Genomic DNA, 20,380 nt, shown 5'->3' on the forward strand with positions numbered 1-20,380 from the left:
GGTTCAGGCGGCCACGCGCACCCCGCCCCCGGGCACGAACCCGCGCACGCCCTTCGCCGCGATCACCGCGCGGCCAGCGCGCGGACCTCGCGGCGGCGCAGCTTGCCGCTGGGCGTGCGCGGCAGCGCGGCCACGAACACCACGTCCTCGGGGACCTTGTACCAGGTCAGCTCCTCCTTCGCGGCGGCGAGGAGTTCCGCGCCCACCCGGTCCGGCTCGGCCGCGCCCCCCGCCGCGTCCGTCAGCGCCGCGTCCTTCAGCGCCACGTACGCCCGCAACGTCGTCACGCCGGTCTCCCGCCGGACCGAGCACACCCCGACCTCCTGCACGTCCGGGTGCCGCATCAGCAGGTCCTCGATCTCGCTGGGGTGGACGTTCTGCCCGCCGACGATCTCGACGTCGTCCAGCCGCCCGAGCAGCCGCACGAACCCGTCCGCGTCGACGCTCGCGGCGTCGCCGGTGACGTACCAGCCCTCCGCGCGCACCGGCGCGTCACCGCCGTTGCGCACACCGGGCGTGATCGACGGCCCGGCCACCTCCAGCCTGCCCTCCACGCCGGGCGGCGTCTGGACGCCCCGCTCGTCCACGACCCTGATCCGGTAGGGCGGCAGGACCCGGCCGACCGTGCCGGGCCGTGCCGCGGTGGGCGATCCGCAGATGGCGGCGTGCCCGATCTCGGTGCTGCCGAAGACGTTGAGCAGCCGGTCGCCCAGCACCTCGCGCACCCTGGCCTCCAACGCCTCGGGCAGCACCTCGCCGCCGACCATCGCCAGCCGCAGCCCCGAGAGCTTCCCGTGGTCGGGGTGCCGCAGCAGCCGGGCGTAGAAGCTGGGCTGGCCGTAGAAGAGGGTGACCCCGTGGCGCTGCACCAGGCGCAGCGCCTCGTCCTCGCTCGCCCGCTCGCGGGACAGCACGGCCGAGCCGCCCCGGTGCAGCGGGACGATCAGCGAGTTGGCCAGTCCGAACGCGAAGTACATGCGGGACACCGACAACGTCACGTCCGCCGGGGTGGTGCCGAGCACCTCGCCGATGCCCTGTTCGTACACCGCCGGGTCGCCGTGCGCGTGGAAGCACAGCTTCGGTTCGCCGGTCGTGCCGGAGGTGAACACGGCGTACGCCGGGGTGTCCGGCGTGACCTCCGCGACCGGCGCCTCCTCGCGCACCGCGCGCAGTTCCGCCGGATCCACCACCGCGTCGAACAGCCCCGCCAGGTCGGCTTCGGCGACCACGAGGTCCGGCTGCGCGACCCGTGCGGACCGCACGATCTCGTCGGGGTGCATCGCGCCGTTGAGCTGCACCGCCACCGCGCCCAGCCGGACCGCGCCGAGGAACGCCCACACCAGGTCGATGCCGTCGGGGATGGTCAGCAGCACCCGGCTGCCCGGCCCCGCCCCGCGCGCCGCGAACGCGGCGGCGAACCGCGCCGCACCCCGGTGGACGTCCTCGTAGGTGTGCACGTCGTCGCCGACGTGGAACGCGGGCAGCGGGTGCCAGCCGCGGTCGAGCGCCCGCAGCGCCAGGTATCCGGCCAGGTTCGCGGTCATCGGACAGTCCCCTCGGGTCGACCTGCGGTGCACGTCGTTGTTGACCTACACCACCTCCGCGCCCGTGCTCAACACGGTCCCGAACCGGCACGGCTCCCGCCCGCCGATCAGCGGGCGGTTGTCGCCCAACGTCACTACGGCTCCCGGCACCGCGTCGTGATCGTCCTGTTCGGCGGGCGGTGACCGGATTGCATCTCCTTGGCCCGTCCGGAAAACCACGCGCCGAGGTGTGTCCCGAGTGCCCGAACGGTCGTAGCGGGACGGCCGAATGCCCGTCGCGGCAAGGGATCCGATGCACGCGCGCGGGCGCGGCCGGTCGGCCGACCGGCCCGGTCGCGACGGCGTCGACCGGGTGCGCTGTTCGGCCGCCGGCCCGTGCTTTCCCTTGCTCCACTTGGTGATCCCGCCGTCGCGGACCGGCGCGCCGGTCGGGGTGCCGCTAGGGTCGGGGTGTGGCGCTGGAGACGTTCGACCGCATCGACCTGACCGCGTTGTTCCCCGAGCTGACCGGGGAGCAGGCCACGAGGACCCGCCGGGCCGCCGGGCGGCTGGAGGCGAAGCGGGTGCCGGACGGCGGCCCGCGCTGGGACTGGTGGCCGGAGAAGCTGGCCGAGGAACCGGCCGAGGGCCGAGGGGTGTCGGCCGTCTTCGGGACGGCGTCGACGTTCCACGCCGAGGGCGACGACTGGCTGGAACTCGCGCTGTACGTCTACCGCGAGCGGCGCCCGCGCTTCACGGTGTCGGCGGCGATCGAGGTCGCGTGCTGGTGCGAGCCCGACCACAACATGCACGTGGTGCGCAGCGAGGAGTGGCTGGTCGGCACCGCGACCGCGCTGACCGAGGCGTTCGAGTCCGCGGCCGACACCCTGGTGCGCTGGACCGTCGGGAACCACGACCCGGTCGCCCACCGGACGTCGGCCGGCCTGCCCAACCCCGCCCCGCACGACCGGAAGCCCGACACCGCGGGCACTTCCCACTGCTGAGCGCGTCCGGCGCGCCCGTCGGCTCACCGCCCGGAGCGCGGGGCCGGGGACGCGAGAGGTCCCCGGAACGTGCGGAATCCCGCTGAACGGGCAGTTGCCCGTTCAGCGGGATCCGTTGTAGCCACGACCTTTTCCCGATATCTCCGGGACACCGCGCACCGGACGGAGCCGGTGGCGCGGTGTCCGCGGAGCCGGACGGGTCGACCGGGTGGGGCAGCGGGCGGACTGCTGGGCTGGGGGTCTCGATCCCACCCCCGGAGTGGCAGGATCGGGATACCCGATACCGCCTCCGCGAATCGGGAGCCCGGTGTTGAGGCCGGGCTCCCCTTGCCTGTGGTGTCCGCGTGACCCGACGCCCCTCGGCCGACCGTCCTCACTGGACGGGGTCGGACACGGTGAGCGAAGCTCAGCCGTTCCGCTTGCCGGTCAGGGTGGCGATGTCCACGCCCGAGGCGTCGCTGACGCCCACGGCGCCGGCGCCGTCGCTGTCCTCGTTGCCACCCGCGCCGTTGCCGTTGCCACCGGCGCAGGCGTTGTTGCCGCTCTGCTCGTTGATCACGGTGCTGGTGCTGGTGTCGCCGTTGTGGCCACCCAGGACGTTGATCTCCGGCAGGCCCAGGTTCGGCTGGATCTGCTGGGCGGCGACCGGGATGGACGCGCCGATACCGGTCAGCGCGACCGGGATCTGCGGCTTGGTGACGGTGACGCACTGCAGCGCGTTGGCCGCCGCGCCGTCCGCAACGCTGACCTGGTCGACGCCGATCACGTTGTCCTTGTGCACGATCTCCCGGGCGCCGGGCGCGAAGTCGTGACCCTCGACCTCACCGGCGGAGGCCATGCCGGTGCCACCAATCATGAACAGACTGGCGACCCCGGCGAACACGATACCGGCCTTCTTCAACACTGTAGGTTCTCCTTCGATTTCCTGGCGAAAGCCCGACGAGGTCCGTTGAAACGCATCGGATGTCGAACGACGGGGAGACTATCGGGATGCGCCGGCCCGAAATCGCCGGATAGCGCCATGGTGTACACAAGTCACCCGAATTAGTGAATATTCGCCGCCGGACGGTAACCGTCGTCCACGCCGTCGGCCGATTTCCCGAAAGATCGCCTTGATCAGCGAAAACGTTGGGCGGCAAGGGTGAACGGCCGGCCTCGGTCGGGCGTCGCGGGCAACCGGACCGGCGGGCCGGGCCCGTGCGGCGATACCGGTCGGTACCCGCAGGTCCGCCACGTTTGGGTCGCCCCGGGCAAACCGTCCGCGCCGTTGTGCCCGACCGGAAAACGCCTGGACGGGGGTCCGGTCGAAGTGGTCGATACGGGCCGCGACGGTTTTACCGTTCGTCCTTTCACTCGAATGGGTTCCGGGTGACGAATAGCCCGGCCACGGCGTGGCACCGGGACGCGGTCCGGCGATCCGATCCGCCCGAATCCGGCGGTGACGAGGTGGCGGCGGGCGGGCTCGCGACGGAGAGTGACCCGGTCGACGGCTGTGAGCAGGAACTCCGGCGTCGCGGCTACGGCCCGCTGTCTCGTTAGCCTAACCTAAGGCCCCGATCGGACGAGGCTGGTGGAGGTGGCATGGCACGGGCGGGTGCGGGGCGGGCCGGACGCCTGTCGGCCTGGCTGGTCGTCGCGCTGCTCGGTCTGGCCGGCGTCGCGGTGCTCAGCGTGTTCGTCGGCGCCAAGCCGATCCCGTTCGCCACCGTGGTCGACGCCTTCACCGGGTTCGACCCGACCGACAACGACCACCTGTTCATCCGCGCCGAGCGGGTGCCCCGGACCCTGGTCGGGCTGCTGGTCGGCGCGGCGCTCGGCGTCGCGGGCGCGGTGATGCAGGGCGTGGCCCGCAACCCCCTGGCCGACCCGGGCGTCCTCGGGATCAACGCGGGCGCGGCGCTGTTCGTGGTCGTCGGGATCACCGTGTTCGGCGTGTCCGGGCTGACCGGGTACGTGTGGTTCGGCTTCGCCGGTGCCGCCGTCGCGGCGGTGCTCGTCTACGGCGTGGGCGCGCTCGGACGTGAGGGCGCGACGCCGTTGAAGCTGGCCCTGTCCGGCGCGGCGACCAACGCGGCCTTCGTGTCGATGACCACCGCCGTGCTGCTGACCAGCACCGACGCGTTCGACCAGTTCCGGTTCTGGCAGGTGGGCGCGTTGGCCGGCCGGTCCATGGACATCTTCTGGCAGGTGCTGCCGTTCATCGCCTTCGGCCTGGTGCTCGCGCTGGGCTCGGCCCGCGCGCTCAACGCCTTGGCGATGGGGGATGACCTGGCCCGGTCGCTCGGGCAGGACGTGGCGCGCAGCCGGGTGGTCGCGGGCGCGTCCGTCGTCCTGCTGTGCGGCGCGGCCACGGCGAGCGTCGGGCCGGTGGCGTTCGTCGGCCTGGCCGTGCCGCTGCTGGCGCGGGCCGTCACGGGCCCGGACCACCGGTGGCTGCTGCCGTACTCGATGGTCCTGTCGCCGGTCCTGCTGCTGGGCGCGGACGTCCTCGGCCGAGTGATCGCGCGGCCCGGCGAGTTGCAGGTGGGCATCTTGACGGCGGCGATCGGCGCGCCCGTGTTCATCGCGCTGGTGCGCGGCCGGAAGGTGGCCGCCCCGTGAGCGCCGAGGTGATCGCGCGGGCCCGGCTCCGGGTCCACAAGCGCCAGGTGGCCGTGGCCGGCGGGCTGGTCGCGTTGCTCGTCGTGCTCGTGGCGGTGGCGTTGACGCTGGGGCGCGGGCACGTGTCGCTGCCCGACGTGCTGTCCACGTTGGCCGGTCAGGGTTCCCGGGCCACCGACTACATCGTCCTGGAGTTGAAGCTGCCCAGGGCGCTGGTGGCCGTCCTGGTCGGGTTCGCGTTCGGGGTGTCCGGCGCGGTGTTCCAGAGCCTGCTGGGCAATCCGCTGGCCAGCCCGGACGTGATCGGGATCAGCACCGGGGCCAGTGCGGCGGCGGTGTTCGGGCTGGCGGTGCTCGGGTTCAGCGGGCCGGCGCTGTCCGGGCTGGCGTTGGCCGGCGCGCTGCTCACCGCGCTGGTGATGTACCTGCTGACGTGGCGCGGCGGCGTGACCGGGGCGCGGCTGGTGCTGGTCGGCATCGGGCTGGCGGCGATCCTGCTCAGCGTCGTCTCCTACCTGCTGACCCGGACCCAGGTCAACACCGCGCAGGACGCCCTGGTCTGGCTCACCGGCAGCCTCAACGGCCGCAACTGGACGCAGGCGGTGCCGCTCGCGGTGCTGCTGGCCCTCCTGCTGCCCGCCGTCGCGGCGCTGGCCCGCGCGCTCGGCCTGCTCACCCTGGGGGACGACGCGGCCCGGGGGCTCGGCGTGGCCGTCGAACCGGTCCGGCTCGGCCTGCTCGCCTGCGCGGTCGCGCTGGCCGGCGCGGCGACGGCGGCGGCCGGGCCGGTGGCGTTCGTGGCGCTGCTCGCCGCGCCGATCGGCCGCCGGCTGGTCCGCGACGGCGGGCCCGCGCTCGCGGTGTCCGGGCTGGTCGGGGCGGTGATCGTGCTGGCCGCCGACAGCGCGTCGCAGAACCTGCCCGGCGGGCAGGCGTACCCCGTCGGCGTGCTGACCGGGGCGGTCGGCGCCCCCTACCTGCTCCTGCTGCTGGCGCGGGCGAACCGGACCGGGAAGGGCGGATGATGACCGCGGAGCACACCCTGCGCACGGAGGCGCTGCGCCTGGCCTACGACCGCCGCGAGGTGGTCAAGGGGCTGTCGCTGACCATCCCGCCGGGCCGGGTGACGATGATCGTCGGGCCCAACGCGTGCGGGAAGTCCACCCTGCTGCGCGGGCTCGCCCGGCTGCTCGCCCCGGTGTCCGGCGGTGTGTACCTGGACGACCGGGACCTGCACACCATCCCCAACCGGGAACTGGCCGCGGTGCTCGGCATCCTGCCGCAGACCCCGGTCGCGCCCGAGGGCATCACCGTCGCCGACCTGGTCGGCCGGGGCCGGTACCCGCACCAGGGCTGGTTCCGGCGGTGGAGCCGGGGCGACGACGAGGCGGTGGCCGAGGCGTTGGCGGCCACCGACACGCTGGAGGTCGCCGACCGGCCGGTGGACGAGCTGTCCGGCGGGCAGCGGCAGCGGGTGTGGATCGCGATGGCGCTGGCCCAGCGCACCGACCTGCTGCTGCTCGACGAGCCCACCACCTACCTCGACCTCACCCACCAGGTCGAGGTGCTCGACCTGCTCACCGATCTCAACCGGACCCAGGGCACGACGGTGGTCGTCGTGCTGCACGACCTCAACCTGGCCTGCCGCTACGCCGACCACCTCGTCGCCCTCCGCGCCGGCGGGATCGTCGCCCAGGGCACGCCCGCCGAGGTGGTGACCGAGGACGTCGTCGAACGCGTCTTCGGCCTGCGGTCCCGGATCGTGCCGGACCCGCTGTCCGGCACGCCCATGGTCGTCCCCGTCGGGCGGCACCACTGCGCCGATCCCCGGACCGGGGAACCGCGCGACGCACAAGGAGGAACTCCGTGAAACTCCGCCTGGCCGCCCTGGTGGCCGCCGCCGCGCTGCTGGCCGCGTGCGGCCAGGTCGAGGAGCCGGCCGGCCCCTCCGGCAGCGCTTCCGGCGCGACCGTGCAGACCATGTTCGGCGCTGTCACGGTGCCCGCGAACCCGACCAGGGTCGTCGCCCTGGGCTGGTCGGACGCCGAGACCGCGCTGGCGCTGGGCGTGCAGCCGATCGCCGCCGCCGACTGGCTGGCCTTCGGCGGCGAGGGCGTCGGGCCGTGGGCGGCGGGCAAGTACACCACCGCGCCCACGATCCTGCCGACGCTGGAACCGGACTACGCGGCGATCGCGCAGCTGCGGCCCGACCTGATCCTCAACACCCGCTCGGACAACTCCGAGGAGAAGTACCGGGAGCTGAGCAAGATCGCCCCCACGGTGTCCGCCCCGGCGGGCGTGGTGTCGTACGGGACGACCTGGCGGCAGCAGATGGAGCTGGTGGCGCAGTCGTTGGGCAAGGTGGACAAGGGCCGTGAGCTGATCGGCGAGGTCGACGCGGCGTTCGCCGAGGCGAAGGCGGACAACCCGTCGTTCGCGGGCAAGTCCGTCGCGGTCGGCGCGTACTACTCGGAGAAGTACTCCGCCTACGTGCGCGGCGATTCGCGGGTCGACTTCGTGGAGGGCCTGGGCTTGAAGAACAAGCCCGAGGTGCAGGCGCTGGCCGGGACCACCTTCGCGGTCGACCTGTCCCGCGAGCAGATCGAACTGCTCAGCGCGGACCTGACCGTGGTGTTCCCGATCGGCTCGGACGCCGCGCCGCTGCGCGCCGACCAGGTGCTCAACCAGATCCCGTCCGCACGGGCCGGGCACCTGCTGATCATGGACGACCGGACGCTGGTCAACGCGTTCAGCAGCGGGTCGACGCTGGGCACGTTGTACGCCATCGGGAAAGCCGTCCCGCTGTTCGCCACGACCTTGGCGAAGTAGCCCCGACCGGAGCACCGACCCGGGCCGTCGCGCGGGCGCGCGACCACGCGGCGGGAGGCGGCCGGGACGGGCGCGACCGTGCTGGGCCGAGGTGACGCATGATCCGCTGCCGCATGGCCCACGGGCTGCGGTCGAACGTTCGCGACCCTTCAGTAGCCCTTGAGCCGGCGGGGCGGAGCGGATAGGAAGCGTTCGGGGATCCGCACCGCGCCATCGACGCGAGAGGTCGGGATGACGGTCGAATTCCGGCTGCTCGGCGAGATCGAAGCCAGTGTCGACGGCCGGTTGGTGGTGGTCGGCTCGGCCAAGGGCCGGTGCCTGCTGGCCGTCCTGCTGATCGACGTCGACCACCCGGTGTCGGTGGACCAGCTGGTCGACCGGGTGTGGGGCGGGCTGCGGGTGCCGCAGCGGCCCGCCGCCATCGTGCAGAGCTACATCTCCCGCCTCCGGGGCGGCCTGGCGGCGGCCGACGGCGTGCGGATCGTCCGGCTCTCCAAGGGGTACAAGCTCGTCGCCGACCCCCGCAGCGTCGACCTGCACGGCTTCCGGGCGCTCACCCGCGAGGCCCGGGCCGCGCGCCGCGACGAGGACGCCGAGGACCTGTACGAACGCGCTCTGGCGCTGTGGCGGGGAGATCCGTTCGGCAGCCTGGACGTCCCGTGGCTCAACGGCGTGCGCTCCACGCTGGTCGGCGAACTCCACGCGGCCCGGCTGGACCTGGTCGACGTCCGGCTGCGGCTGGGCGCGCACGCGTCGCTGCTGGCCGATCTCGCCACGCAGGCCAAGGAGAACCCGCTCGACGAGCGGGTGGCCGCCCAGTACATGCTCGCCCTGTACCGCAGCGGACGCGCGGCCGATGCTCTGGCGCACTACGACGGCCTGCGCCGGCGGTTCGTGGCGGAGCTGGGCACGGACCCCGCCGCGTCGGTGCGCCTGCTGCACCAGCGGATCATCACCGCCGATCCCGTGCTGTCCCTGCCGAACGCCCCGGTCGTCGCCCCCGTCCGGGCCGGTGGCGCGCCGGTGCCCCGCCAGCTGCCCTCCGCGCCGAGGCTGTTCGCGGGCCGGGCCGCCGAACTGGCCTTCCTCACCACGACGCTGGGCCGGCACGTGGACGCGGGCACCACCGTGGTGATCTCCGCGATCGGCGGCATCGGCGGGATCGGGAAGACCTGGCTGGCCCTGCACTGGGCGCACCGCAACCTCGACCTGTTCCCGGACGGCCAGCTGTTCGTCAACCTGCGCGGGTTCGACCCGCTCGGCGCGCCGATCACGCCGGCCACGGCGGTGCGGCGGTTCCTGGACGCGCTCGGGGTCGACCCGGCCGCCGTCCCGGTCGACCTGGACGCCCAGTTCGACCTCTACCGCAGCCTGATGGCCGGCCGCCGGATGCTGATCGTGCTGGACAACGCCCGCGACAGCGCGCAGGTGGTCCCGTTGCTGCCCGGCAGCCCGGCGTGCGCGGTGCTGGTCACCAGCAGGCGCAGGCTCACCGCGCTGACCACGAACCACAGCGCGTTCGCCGCGGACCTCGACCGGCTCTCCGACGACGAGGCGCGCAACCTGCTGGCCCGGCGGCTGGGCCGGGACCGGGTCGACGCCGAACCCGCCGCGGTCGCCGAACTCCTGGACTGCTGCGCGGGCCTGCCGCTCGCGCTGGGCGTGGTGGCGGCCCGCGCCGCGGCCCACCCGGATTTCCCGCTGGGTGCCCTGAGCGCCGAACTGCGCGACGTGGCCAACCGGCTGGACGCGCTGGACACCGGCGACCTGACGGCGAACGTCCGCTCGGTCCTGGCCTGCTCCTACCGCGCGCTGGACGCCGCCGCCGCGCGGGCGTTCGCGTTGCTGGGCTGCGCGCCCGGACCGGACCTGGGCCTGCCCGCCGCGGCGTCGCTGTGCGGGCTGCCCGTGGCCCGGTGCCGGAAAGTCCTGCGCGAGCTGGAGGAGATGCACCTGGTCCAGCAGCACGTGCCCGATCGGTACCGGATGCACGACCTGGTCCGCCTGTACGCCGCCGAACAGGGGCGCCAGGACCTGTCGCCGGCCGACCTGGACGCGGCGCTGCGCCGGCTGGTCGACTGCCTGACGCAGGCCGCGCACGCGGGCGACCGCCTGCTGGAACCGCACCGCCCGGCCATCGAGCTGGACCCGCCGGTCGAGGGGTGCGCGGCGGTCCGGCTCACCGACGCCGACTCGGCCGCCGCCTGGTTCGCGGTGGAGGGCCCGTGCCTGGTGGCCCTCCAGCAGGCGGCGGCCGACCGGGGTTGGCACACCGCGGTCTGGCGGCTCTCCTGGGCGCTGCACACGTTCCGGGCCCGCCAGGGCCTGTTCCACGACCTGATCGAAGGCTGGCGGACCGGCCTGGCCGCCGCCCGCGAACTCGACGCGCTCGGCCCGCAGATCCAGGCCCACCGGCACCTGGGCACCGCGCACACCCGGATCCGCCGGCACCAGCTGGGCTACGAACACCTGAGCCAGGCGCTGTCCCTGGCCGAACTGGCCGGTGACCTCCAGTCCCAGGCGCACTGCCAGCACGCCCTCACCGCCCATTGGGAACTGCTGGACGACCACGCGCAGGCTCTGCGGCACGCGGTGGCCGCCCTGCGCCTGTACCGGGAACTGGGCGACCCGGTGGCGGAGGGGCGGGCGCTCAACCACACGGGTTGGGAGTACGCGATGCTCGGTTCGCACGAGAACGCGCGGTCGTGCTGCGAGCGCGCCCTGGTCATCAACCGGGAGCACCACGACAGCGACGGCGAAGCGGCCACATTGGACAGCCTCGGCTACATCGCCACCCGGACCGGCCGGTACACCCTTGCCGCGCAACACCTCCGCGACGCGCTGGACGTGTGCCGCCGGATCGGCAACGCTTTCCTGGAGGTCGACGTCCTCGAACACCTGGGGACCGCCTACGCGGCCGTCGGCGACCACACCGAGGCCCGCGCGGCCTGGGAACACGCCGTGGAGCTGTGCCTCTCGCAACGCCGCGCCCTCGACGCCGAACGCCTGCGGCACCAACTCGACGGCCTCGGGAGCACCGGGTAGCCGTGACCCGGATGTCCTTTGTGGATGGTCCGGGAGGTGTGTGGAGGTCGAACCCGGCGGTCACCCGTTCAGGGGTTGCCGGCGTGCGGAGCGCGCGCCGTTCGCCCCAGACTGGCAGCGTCAGGTGCGTTCGGGTGCTACCGGGGAGGACCGTTGACCGATCTGTCCGGCAAGACCATCGTCATCACGGGTGCCGCGCGCGGGTTGGGCGCGGAAGCCGCCCGGCAGGCCGTCGAGGCGGGGGCGCGGGTGGTGCTGACCGACGTGCTGACCGACGACGGCGAGGCCACCGCCGCCGCGTTGGGCGGCAACGCGGCGTTCCGCGCCCTGGACGTGACCTCGGAACAGCAGTGGGCCGACGTGGTCGCGTTCGCCCGGCAGGAGTTCGGCGGTGTGCACGGGCTGGTCAACAACGCGGGCGTGTCGACCGGGCAGCCGCTGGAGACCGAGAGCGTCGAGCACTTCCGGCAGGTGCTGGAGATCAACCTGGTCGGCGTGTTCCTCGGGATGAAGACCGTCATCCCGGAGTTCAAGGCCGGCGGGGGCGGGTCGATCGTGAACATCTCCTCGGCGGCGGGCCTGATGGGGCTCGCGCTGACCGGCAGCTACGGCGCGTCCAAGTGGGGCGTCCGCGGGCTGACCAAGATCGCCGCGGTGGAGAACGGGACCGACCGGATCCGGGTCAACTCGGTGCACCCCGGCATGACCTACACGCCGATGACGTCGGGCGTGGGCATCCAGCGCGGCGAGGGCAACTACCCGAACACGCCGATGGGCCGGGTCGGCGAAGCGCCCGAGATCGCCGCCGCGATGGTCTTCCTGCTCTCCGACGCGGCCTCCTACATCACCGGCGCGGAACTGGCCGTCGACGGCGGCTGGACCACCGGTCCGACCGTCCGCTACGTCATGGGGCAGTGACGCCGGGCACGGGCCCGCCCGGCGGACGACCGGCCGACGGCGGTCGCGGTGACCAGTCCCGCAGGTCGGACAGCACCAGCGTGCGCCGCCGGTGCACGGTCAGCACGGTGCCCGCCGCGCCGAGCACCGAGTAGTCGAAGTCCCCGCACGGGCTGTGGTCGTCCTTGAGCGCCGGATAGAGCTGCGCGGTCGTGCGGACCGGGTGCCCGGCCGGCGCGATCTCGTCCACCACGGACATCGTCGCGAGGTCGACCGTGCGCAACCGGCCGTTCCCGGTGCTCCACGAGACGGCGTCACCGGGCAGCAGCACCAGGTCCGCGCCCGGCACGTCGGTGCCGTCCCGGTCGGCGTCCGGGTCGACCCGCGACCAGTCCAGCGCGCCGGTCTCCACGCCGGCCGGCCACGACCGGCGGACCAGGCGGTCGTCGTCGGCGGTCAGCAGCCAGGTGCCGGCGGGCCCGAAGAGCGCGGGCAGGCCGTCGTCGGCGGGCAGGTGTTCGGCGGTCGGGGCGTCGGGGCCGTGCAGCAGCCAGGACTGCTGCCCGTCCTGCCCGGCCGCGATCCACAGCACGACCGCGTCCGGGTCGGGGTGCGGGCACAGCATCACCGAGGAGCCGCCGAACGCGTCCGGCACCGCCACCGCGCCCAGCACGCGGCCGTCCGGCGCGCGGACCTCGACCCGGATCCCGTCCCCGGTGCCGTGCGCCACCCACACCGCGCGGCCGGACGGCAGCCACCGGCACGCGACCTCGCCGGCCGACGGCACCGAGACGGCGTCCGGGTCTCCGGGGTCGCCGAGCCGGAGCCGCCCGTCGACCACCCACGCCCACCGGCCACCGTCCTGCGACACCGCGACATCACCGACCGGGCCGCCGAGGTCGAGCCGCCGCACGACCCGCAACCGTTGGTCCACAACGGTGAGCGCCCCGTCCGGGGACACCAGCACGAACCCGTCGCCGCACGCCCGCCCGTAGTAGGCGCGGTGGTCGATCACGGTCGTCGCGATGACCGGGATCTCGCGCGCGGGCCGTTCCTCCGACTCCATGCCGGAAAACCTACGCGAGGCAACCCGGTGCCGGAGGTAGGTTCGGCTGGTCGAGGTCGTGCGGCGCGCGGAGGGGGAGCGGTGAAGGCGGATCTCCTCTCGGTGCTGGAAGAGCTGGCCGCGTCGGTGCGCCGCGAAGCGCGCGGGTTCGGCGCGGACCACGTGCGGTGGCAGCTCTACGAACAGGTGATCGCCGAGCGCGCGGCGCTCGACCTCCTGCTGCGGGCGGTGGAACTGGAGGAGGACCACCCGCTCGCCGCGTCGGTCGTGGTGCGGGTGCTGGAGGTCGAGCCGGACGGTGCGCACGAGAAGTGGTTGCGGGCACTGGACGTGTCGAACCAGGCGTACAGCCGGCGGCGCAGCGCCGAGATCGGCGTCCTCCGCCGCGCCCGGAACGGGCCGTTGCCACCGGAGGAGCTGGCGGAGGGCGTCCGGTCGTGGACGGACTGGCTCCAGTCACGGCTCGCGGCGGAGGTCGAGCACCGCGCGACGTTGGCCGTGCTCGCGTCGGACGGCCGGACGAAACGTGTCCGGAGAACGGCGGCGGAGCGCGTGAAGGGGATCGGATGAGGGTCGAAGACCTTCGGGGGACGTCGATCTGGACGCGGTCCGCCAGTGGGTGGACGACGGTGCCGACGTCGACACCGTCCTGACCCGGTTGCGCGGCATGGGGTGCGGGACGACGGCGTGCGCGGCAGTGCTCGGGGCCTGCGGCGTGCTGCCGCTCGGCGAGGCGAACCTCGTCGTGACGTACTCGGCGACCCGGGCGGGCCGGCTGGGCCGGAGCCGCAGGTTCCACCGTCGCCTGGAGAAGGTGCTCGACAATCCGTAGTTCCGCGACGAGGCGCAGTCCACTGCGGACGCACCGGCGCGCCCGACCGCCGCCGTGCCGAGCGGTGGCGGCCCCCCGGGTCGTGTCCCGCTTTCGGCAACGAAGCTTGTCCGGCGTCGCGGGCGGAATCCACTCTGGGTGGCGGAGTCGGCCGAGGGGTCGGCCGCGCGGGAACTCTCCCGGACTCCGCGGGCAGAACGGATTCGGTGCCAGGACATGACCAAAGACTTCGCCGTCACCTCGATCCCGGGCGCTGCTCGATGAGCGCGGGAACCACAGCGCCCGACGCGATCGCGGGCAGGAGGCTGCCGCTCGGCGTCTACCTGCTCGCGTTCAGCCTGCTCGCCATGGGCAGCGCCGAATTCCTGGTCGCCGGGGTGCTGCCGGCGATCGCCGACGACCTGGGCATCACGCTGTCCGCCGCCGGCGCGTTGATCACCGCGTTCGCGATCGCCGTCGTCGTCGGCGGGCCGCCGATGGCGGTGCTGACCTTGCGCCTGCCGCGCCGGATCACGTTGGTGGCCACGCAACTGGTGTTCGCGCTCGCGGTGGCGGTGAGCCTGCTCGCCGACGACTACGCGCTCATCCTGGTGGCCAGGTTCGTCTGCGGGATCGCCTACGCCGGGTTCTGGGCGGTCGCGGCGGTGACCGCGATCGGTTTGGTGCCAACGGATCGCGCGGCGCGCGCGTCCGGGGTGGTGGTCAGCGGGCTCAGCGTCGCGATGATCGCGGGCGGCCCGGCGGGCGCGCTGCTCAGCCACTTCACCGGGCGGCGGGGCGGGTTCTGGGCCGTCGTCGCGCTGACCGTCGTCGGTGCGGTGCTGACGTCGGTGGCCGTGCCCGCGACCGGACCTGTCGGCGAACCCGTTGTGCGGCAAGAACTCCGGGTCGTCAAGCAGCCCCGCCTGATCGCGGTGTACGCGACCACCCTGCTGAGCACCGCGTCCTACATGATCACCTACAACTACCTCTCGCCGTTGCTGGTCCAGGTCACCGGGCTCGACCCGGTGTGGGTACCGCCGGTGCTGGCCCTGTTCGGCGTCGGTGCGTTCGTCGGCATCTCCGTCGGCGGGCGGGTCGCGGACGTCCGGCCGTTCCACGCCTTGATCTCCGGCGCGGTCGGGATCGCGGTGTGCTCGGTCGGGCTGGCGGTGTTCGCCGAGCACGACGTGGCGGTCGCGATCCTGGTGCTGTGCCTCGGTGTCGCGGGTTTCGTGCTGAACCCGGGCATCTACGGGCGGGTGTTCGCGCTCGCGGCGCGGGCGCCGACCCTGGCCGGCTCGGTCACGGTGTCGGTGTTCCAGCTGGGGATCAGCCTCGTGCCGGTGCTCGCCGCGATCGCGCTCGGTGCCGGCGCGAGCCTCACCGCCATGCCGTGGATCGGTGCCGGGCTGGCCGTCCTCACCATCCCGGCCGTCCTGTTCGACGCCCGTTCCCGGTCCGGTCGTCGCCGTCCGGCGTGATCCGGGAGCGGATGCGTTCCCCGTGCGGGGCGAGGATGCTGAGCACCTCCACCGGGTCCGCGCCGGTGCTGCCGAACCAGTGCGGGAGCCGGGTGTCGAACTCGCCGGACTCGCCGGCCTCCAGCACCAGGTCTTGATCGGCCAGCACGAGGCGCAGCCGGCCGGAGAGGACGTAGAGCCACTCGTGGCCCTCGTGCGTGCACGGCTCGGGCGTGCGCCGGTCCGGCGGGATGATCGTCTTGAACGCGTGCAGCGGCGCGGGGCGGCGGGTCAGCGGGAGCACGACGCTGCCGTCCACCCGCCCGGGCGTCGGTCGGACGCGCGGGTCGGCCACCTCGGGGCCGCCGATCAGCTCGTCCAACGGGATCCGGTAGGCCCGGACGATCGGCAGCAACAACTCCAGGCTCGGCCGGCGCTGCCCGACCTCCAGCCGGGACAGCGTGCTCTTGGAGATCCCGGTCCGCGCGGAGAGCGCGGCCAGGCTCAGCCCGCGCTGGGTGCGCAGCCGGTTGAGCCGGGGGCCGACCCGGGCCAGCGCGACCGCGAGGTCGTCGAACGGTGCCATGCCGCCAGGACACCACCCACGTCCCCGACCCGGCTACAGAAGTTGCCGGTCCGGCATCACGTGGCCCGGGGTGCCGCACGCACTCCGCGCGGGGACTTCGGCTGCCACGGTGCGACAAGCCGAAACCGGAGTACAGCACCCTGCCGACCCGGCCCGTCTTCACCGGATCGGGTCATCCCGAAGCCGAACCGGTCGCGCGGCCCTGCGCGATAAGCGTGTTGTGAGGAGTTCAGGAGGGTCGACGATGGACGAACGCCCGCAGCGGATGCGGGAGAGGGAGGAGGGCCGACGCCGGTCGAGCGCTTCCGCTGCAAGCCGGTCCAGGCGGAGGGCCGCTGGGAGGAGCGGTACACCTTGGTCGGGCGGGGCTGAGTGGTGCGGGCCGGTGGTGCGGGCCGGTGGTGCGGAGGGTGCGGAGGGTGCGGACCACTGCCTGATCCTCGAAACCGGCGTGTCCCGCGTGCGCTGCTCGTGGGCGTGGCCAGGAGCTGGTGCTGGTCTCGAACAGGCTTACGTCGCAACGACTTCGCTGGAGGAGGACCTGGTCGGAACACTGGAGTTCGCCGGAAGCCGTGGGCTGGACCTGTTGGCCCACAACGCGACCGCATTGCTGGGCAGTGCCAGGTAGAACCGTGACCCCCGGCCCACCGGAGGGCTGGTTCCGGAGAGCGGAGCCGTTCCTGGGCTGGGCTGTGCGAGGCCGGGCCCGGGGTGGGGACCGTGTGAGGCCGGGTCGGGCCGTGCTGTGTGAGTTCGGGCTGCGGCGGGCCGTGCGGAGTCGGGCCGGGCTGTGCGGAGTCGGGCTGGGCTGTGCGAGCGCGGGTCGAGCCGTGTGGGGTCGGGCTTGGCCGTGTGGGGTCGGGCTTGGCCGTGTGGGGTCGGGCTTGGCCGTGTGGGGTCGGGCCGGGCTGGGCGGAGTCGGGCCGGGCTGTGCGAGCGCGGGCTTGGCCGTGCGGGGTCGGGCGGTGCGAGGGCGGGCTGTGCTGTGCGAGGTCGAGCCGGGCTGCGCAAGCGCGGGCTTGGCTGTGCGCGGGTGGACTGGGCCAAGGCTGGTGCCGAGGTGGGGAGCCATCCTGGCGTCTGGCGTCTGGCGTCTGGCGTCTGGCGTCTGGCGTCTGGCGTCTGGCGTCCGAGGTCCGAGGTGCGGGCGGGTGGCAATGCGCGTGCTGGGCCGTGCGCTGGTGGGGCCGTGCGCTGGTGGGGCTGCGCGTCGGTGCGCGTGCTCGGCTCCGCGAGAGTGGGGCTGTGTGCGGGGCGGGGCGGGGCTGTGCGTGGGAGGCGGTGCTGGGCAAGGGCGTCGCGTTGCCGGGTAGGGCGGGACGGGGCGGGATCGGGTTCTGTTGGGGGAGTTGGGGTCTGTCGGTGTGGTGGCCGGATGCGTCAGGCGGTGCGGAGCATGCACCACGTTCGCGGGCCGTCGTCGGGAGACTCGACTTCCGCCGTCACCTCGAAGCCGAGCCTGCGGTACAGGCGGACGTTGCGTTCGGTCGACGTCTCCAGGTACGCGGGCACACCTGCCCGGTCGGCGGCGGCCAGGCCGGGGCCGATCACGGCGGTGCCCAGGCCCTGCCCCTGGCGGTCCGGTCGCACGCCCACCGTGCCGAGGAACCACACCGGGGTGGTGGGTCGGTACGGGGTCAGGAGTTCGTCGGCCGAGGCCGATGCTCCGGCCCGGTCGCCGGCCAGGTCCGCCGCGCGTCGGGCGATCGGGCCGAAGGCCGCCTCGACGTCCGTGTCCGGCGTGGTCCACACCGCGACCGCGCCGCAGTCGTCGGACACCCACGCCTCGCCGTGCTCCAGCCCGACGTGGACCAGGAACAGCCGCTGCAGCTCGCGCACCCGGTGCTCGTGGTCGTCGTCGGCCACCACGTGCCGGATGAACGGGGTTCCCGCGAACGCCGAGGTCAACGTCTCCACCGCCGCCTCGACGTCGTCCGGGGTCGCGCGCCGGATGTCCGCCATGATCGTGACGATACCCGTTCCAATCGGGTCGATCGGCGCTGGTGATCACGAAAGGTAGTCACTGTGGTGCGTTGAGTGACTACCGGTCGGGCTGTCGGCCAGCCGGAGGACGACCTCCGGTTCGTGCTGCTGAACCACGCGCTGGACCTCCTGTTCCCGGCCGCGCTGCGGGCCGTCACGGCGCTGGGCGTGGCCGACCACCTCACCCGGGAACCCCGGCCGGTCGCGGAGTTGGCCGCGGCGGTCGGTGCCGACCGGCTCAACCCGCACCGGGTGTTGCGGCTGGTCGCGACGCGCGGGGTGGTGACCGAGGCGGAGGTCGGGCGGTTCGCGTCGACCCCGCTGGGCGACCTGCTGCGCACCGACGCGCCGGACTCGCTCGGCCCGGCCGTCCTGATGATCACCGACCCGACGTTCTGGCGGCCCGCCGGCGAACTCGCCGACACCGTGCGCACCGGGACGTCGTCGTTCGAGAAGCTGTTCGGGGTGCCGTTCTTCGAGCACTTCGCGGGCGACGCGGACACCGCTGCGGTCTTCCACGTCGGCATGGCGTCGATGTCCGGCCCGGAGAACCCGCTGATCGCCGGCCGCCTACGAATTCCCGCCCTCCGGCGTCGTGGTGGACCTGGGCTCCACGACCAGCCGCACGCGCTGGCCGGGCACCTGCTCGGCGGACTCGGCGCGGACGACCGCTGGGTGACCGCGGCCGGCTACCTCTACCTGATCAAGCGGATCCCGCACGACTGGGACGACGAGCAGTCCGTGCGCATCCTCCGCAACTGCCGCGACAACGTGTCCGAGCACGGCCGCGTCCTCGTGGTGGACGCGGTGATCCCGCCCGGCGACGACCCCGACCACGGCAAGCCGATGGACCTGCTGATGATGAGTTCGCTGCCCGGCCGGGAACGCACCCGCGCCGAGTTCGAGGAGCTGTTCGCCCGGCCCGGCTTCCGGCCGGCCCGGATCATCCCGACCGGCTCCCGGCTGTCGATCGTGGGGGCGTCCCGGCCTGATCCCGGGCACGGGTCAGAAACGGCCGAACAGCCAGCGGCCGGGGTGCCGGCGGTCCGGGGCGCGGCAGAAACCCCGGATGGCGTCGACGAGTTCGGCCGCCGACAAGCGCCCGTCGCCGCTGGAGTCGAGCCGCGCCACGATCTCCCGGGCCTCGTCCTCCGGCACCGCGCAGCCCGCCAGCAGGCGGCGGAGTTCGCCGGTGGTGACCACCCCGTCGTGATCGGTGTCGACCAGCGCCAGGACGGCCCGCGCCAACGGGAGCACCTCGCGCTCCGGCGCGGTCCCGGCCAGTCGGCTCCGGAACTCGGCTTCGGTCACCCGGCCGTCGTGGTCGGCATCGGCCCGCCCGGACACCGCCCGCCACAACGCCCGGTAGCCCTCCCGGACCGCGCGGGCGCGTGGCGACCCCGGCGGTTCCCCGAACGCCTGCACCAGGCGCAGCGCGAACGCCTCGTAGTCGTCCCGGGTGAGGTGGCCGTCGCCGGTCGGGTCGAGCAGGGCGAACCGGTCCGGGCGCGGATCGGCCGGCGGAGGAGCCGAGGTGACCTCGGAGCCCCACCGGGTCAGCGCCGGGAGATCGGCGGACAGCAGGCCGGCGTGGTCGGCTCCCTCGTGCGCCACCAGCACGACGTCGGTCCCCGCGTCGCGCAGCTCGGCCGCGTACCGGCGGACCACGTCCAGCGGCACGATCTCGTCCGCGCCGCCCGCCACGATCAGCACCGGCCGGTCCAGCCGCGCCACCGGCACCCGGCACGACTCCAGCACCTCGGCCACGCCCGGACGCCCGGCGAGCCCGGTGGTGCCCAGGTCCCGGTTGGTCAGGGTCGCGGTCGCCTTGTACACGTCGAACAGCGACGCGCGTTCGGCCAGCGCGACCAGGTCCGCGCCCCGCGCGGTGAGCAACCGGCGCGCGTCGAACCCGGGGTGCGAGACCCGGAGCCCGGCCAGCAGGAACGGCACCAGGATGGTCACCGGGCCGTCGTCGTGCGCGGTCTGCCGGCGCACGATCTGCGGGATGTGCACGGGCGGCGCGAGGGCGATGGTGCCCCGGAAGTCCAGTTCCGGGGCGTACCGGGTGGCGACCAGGCCGGTGAACAGCGCGGCGTGCCCGCCCTGCGAGAAGCCCACCGCCAGCCACTGGTCGCGCACCGGGAGGCCCAGGCCGTGCGCGGCGCGGACCACGTCGACCACGTCGTCGGCCACCGCCTCGCCGTTGAGGTACGGGTGCGGGCCGGGCGTCGCCAGCCCCTCGTAGTCGGTAGCCGCCACCACGTACCCGGCCGCCAGCCACCCGTCGACCAGTTCGCGTTCCCGGCGGGTGAGCCCCGCGCGCGAGGGGGCCGCGTCGTCGGACAGCCCGGTCGTGCCGTGCGCGAAGCTGACCACCGGCCACGGGCCGGCGCCCTGCGGCACGAAGACCGAGCCGGACACCACCCGCCCCGCGCCGTCGTACCCGACGCCCTGGTACCTGATCCGGTGCGCGGCCGCCGCCGCGCCCGGCCACAGGTGCGGGTCCAGCGGTTCGACGTCGAGCGGGGTGCCTGCGGGCCGCGCTCCGGGATCGACCACGTCCACCTCA

General features: G+C 73.9%; 16 protein-coding genes and 1 pseudogene. 11 read left to right on the plus strand and 6 right to left on the minus strand.

The genetic code is table 11. From position 1 onward, the window contains the following. Window positions 1-62: 62 nt before the first annotated feature. On the minus strand, window positions 63-1,544 hold the full coding sequence (locus AC0HI0_RS46665; RefSeq protein ID WP_480929870.1) for a class I adenylate-forming enzyme family protein: 1,482 nt from the start codon (window positions 1,542-1,544) through the stop codon (window positions 63-65). Between the two features lie 452 nt (window positions 1,545-1,996). On the opposite strand from AC0HI0_RS46665, the gene AC0HI0_RS46670 reads away from it, so the two are divergent. Further along, a complete protein-coding gene (locus AC0HI0_RS46670) occupies window positions 1,997-2,527 on the plus strand; it encodes a hypothetical protein (RefSeq protein WP_480929871.1) in 531 nt (176 codons plus the stop codon). 406 nt (window positions 2,528-2,933) lie between these two features. Here AC0HI0_RS46670 and AC0HI0_RS46675 read toward each other — a convergent pair whose 3' ends face one another. After that, entirely contained in the window at window positions 2,934-3,428 is a 495-nt protein-coding gene (locus tag AC0HI0_RS46675; protein ID WP_480929872.1) for a hypothetical protein, read from the minus strand. A gap of 680 nt (window positions 3,429-4,108) precedes the next feature. On the opposite strand from AC0HI0_RS46675, the gene AC0HI0_RS46680 reads away from it, so the two are divergent. From AC0HI0_RS46680 to AC0HI0_RS46705, 6 genes are all read left to right on the plus strand, one after another. Continuing rightward, the gene (locus tag AC0HI0_RS46680) at window positions 4,109-5,128 is read left to right on the plus strand and encodes a FecCD family ABC transporter permease (RefSeq protein WP_480929873.1); all 1,020 of its coding nucleotides are present in this window, start codon (window positions 4,109-4,111) and stop codon (window positions 5,126-5,128) included. After that, window positions 5,125-6,153 (plus strand): FecCD family ABC transporter permease, encoded by a 1,029-nt coding sequence (locus AC0HI0_RS46685; RefSeq protein WP_480929874.1) that lies wholly within the window; start codon window positions 5,125-5,127, stop codon window positions 6,151-6,153. Before AC0HI0_RS46680 ends, AC0HI0_RS46685 begins: the two co-directional genes overlap by 4 nt. Continuing rightward, a complete protein-coding gene (locus tag AC0HI0_RS46690; protein ID WP_480934549.1) occupies window positions 6,153-6,998 on the plus strand; it encodes an ABC transporter ATP-binding protein in 846 nt (281 codons plus the stop codon). The genes AC0HI0_RS46685 and AC0HI0_RS46690 overlap by 1 nt, the downstream gene beginning before the upstream one ends. Next, on the plus strand, window positions 6,995-7,957 hold the full coding sequence (locus AC0HI0_RS46695) for an iron-siderophore ABC transporter substrate-binding protein (protein WP_480929875.1): 963 nt from the start codon (window positions 6,995-6,997) through the stop codon (window positions 7,955-7,957). The genes AC0HI0_RS46690 and AC0HI0_RS46695 overlap by 4 nt, the downstream gene beginning before the upstream one ends. 231 nt (window positions 7,958-8,188) lie before the next feature. Next, window positions 8,189-11,002, plus strand: a complete 2,814-nt coding sequence (locus tag AC0HI0_RS46700; RefSeq protein WP_480929876.1) for an AfsR/SARP family transcriptional regulator — start codon at window positions 8,189-8,191, stop codon at window positions 11,000-11,002. 153 nt (window positions 11,003-11,155) lie between these two features. After that, window positions 11,156-11,920: a glucose 1-dehydrogenase gene (locus AC0HI0_RS46705; protein ID WP_480929877.1), complete on the plus strand. Its 765-nt coding sequence runs from the start codon at window positions 11,156-11,158 to the stop codon at window positions 11,918-11,920. On the opposite strand, the gene AC0HI0_RS46710 is transcribed toward AC0HI0_RS46705, so the two are convergent. Further along, window positions 11,907-12,965 carry an SMP-30/gluconolactonase/LRE family protein gene (locus AC0HI0_RS46710; RefSeq protein ID WP_480929878.1) on the minus strand — a complete coding sequence of 353 codons (1,059 nt, stop codon included), beginning with the start codon at window positions 12,963-12,965 and terminating at the stop codon, window positions 11,907-11,909. The two genes, AC0HI0_RS46705 and AC0HI0_RS46710, sit on opposite strands and share 14 nt — an antisense overlap. An 81-nt stretch (window positions 12,966-13,046) precedes the next feature. Here AC0HI0_RS46710 and AC0HI0_RS46715 point away from each other — a divergent pair, with 81 nt between their 5' ends. The 3 genes from AC0HI0_RS46715 to AC0HI0_RS46725 all read left to right on the plus strand — a co-directional run bounded on the left by AC0HI0_RS46715 (window position 13,047) and on the right by AC0HI0_RS46725 (window position 15,260). Next, the gene (locus tag AC0HI0_RS46715) at window positions 13,047-13,535 is read left to right on the plus strand and encodes a hypothetical protein (RefSeq protein ID WP_480929879.1); all 489 of its coding nucleotides are present in this window, start codon (window positions 13,047-13,049) and stop codon (window positions 13,533-13,535) included. 49 nt (window positions 13,536-13,584) lie between these two features. Then, window positions 13,585-13,797 (plus strand): hypothetical protein, encoded by a 213-nt coding sequence (locus tag AC0HI0_RS46720; RefSeq protein ID WP_480929880.1) that lies wholly within the window; start codon window positions 13,585-13,587, stop codon window positions 13,795-13,797. A 260-nt stretch (window positions 13,798-14,057) separates the two neighbouring features. Beyond that, entirely contained in the window at window positions 14,058-15,260 is a 1,203-nt protein-coding gene (locus tag AC0HI0_RS46725; protein WP_480929881.1) for an MFS transporter, read from the plus strand. Here the strand turns inward: AC0HI0_RS46725 and AC0HI0_RS46730 are convergent. Next, on the minus strand, window positions 15,199-15,825 hold the full coding sequence (locus AC0HI0_RS46730) for a helix-turn-helix domain-containing protein (protein ID WP_480929882.1): 627 nt from the start codon (window positions 15,823-15,825) through the stop codon (window positions 15,199-15,201). The genes AC0HI0_RS46725 and AC0HI0_RS46730 overlap by 62 nt on opposite strands. A 1,380-nt stretch (window positions 15,826-17,205) precedes the next feature. Next, window positions 17,206-17,787, minus strand: a complete 582-nt coding sequence (locus AC0HI0_RS46735; protein WP_480929883.1) for a GNAT family N-acetyltransferase — start codon at window positions 17,785-17,787, stop codon at window positions 17,206-17,208. A gap of 189 nt (window positions 17,788-17,976) precedes the next feature. Here AC0HI0_RS46735 and AC0HI0_RS46740 point away from each other — a divergent pair. Beyond that, window positions 17,977-18,729, plus strand: a pseudogene (locus AC0HI0_RS46740) (methyltransferase); the annotation flags it as partial. An 84-nt stretch (window positions 18,730-18,813) separates the two neighbouring features. On the opposite strand, the gene AC0HI0_RS46745 reads toward AC0HI0_RS46740, so the two are convergent. After that, a complete protein-coding gene (locus AC0HI0_RS46745; RefSeq protein ID WP_480929884.1) occupies window positions 18,814-20,370 on the minus strand; it encodes a lipase family protein in 1,557 nt (518 codons plus the stop codon). Window positions 20,371-20,380: the final 10 nt, after the last annotated feature.

Source organism: Saccharothrix sp. NBAS 001 (genome assembly GCF_056640475.1).

Coding starts and splice junctions, on each gene's coding strand:
- AC0HI0_RS46665 (WP_480929870.1), bottom strand. CDS start 1,544: ATGACCGCGAACCTGGCCGGATACCTGGCGCTGCGGGCGCTCGACCGC.
- AC0HI0_RS46680 (WP_480929873.1), top strand. CDS start 4,109: ATGGCACGGGCGGGTGCGGGGCGGGCCGGACGCCTGTCGGCCTGGCTG.
- AC0HI0_RS46690 (WP_480934549.1), top strand. CDS start 6,153: ATGACCGCGGAGCACACCCTGCGCACGGAGGCGCTGCGCCTGGCCTAC.
- AC0HI0_RS46700 (WP_480929876.1), top strand. CDS start 8,189: ATGACGGTCGAATTCCGGCTGCTCGGCGAGATCGAAGCCAGTGTCGAC.
- AC0HI0_RS46710 (WP_480929878.1), bottom strand. CDS start 12,965: ATGGAGTCGGAGGAACGGCCCGCGCGCGAGATCCCGGTCATCGCGACG.
- AC0HI0_RS46725 (WP_480929881.1), top strand. CDS start 14,058: ATGAGCGCGGGAACCACAGCGCCCGACGCGATCGCGGGCAGGAGGCTG.
- AC0HI0_RS46730 (WP_480929882.1), bottom strand. CDS start 15,825: ATGGCACCGTTCGACGACCTCGCGGTCGCGCTGGCCCGGGTCGGCCCC.
- AC0HI0_RS46735 (WP_480929883.1), bottom strand. CDS start 17,787: ATGGCGGACATCCGGCGCGCGACCCCGGACGACGTCGAGGCGGCGGTG.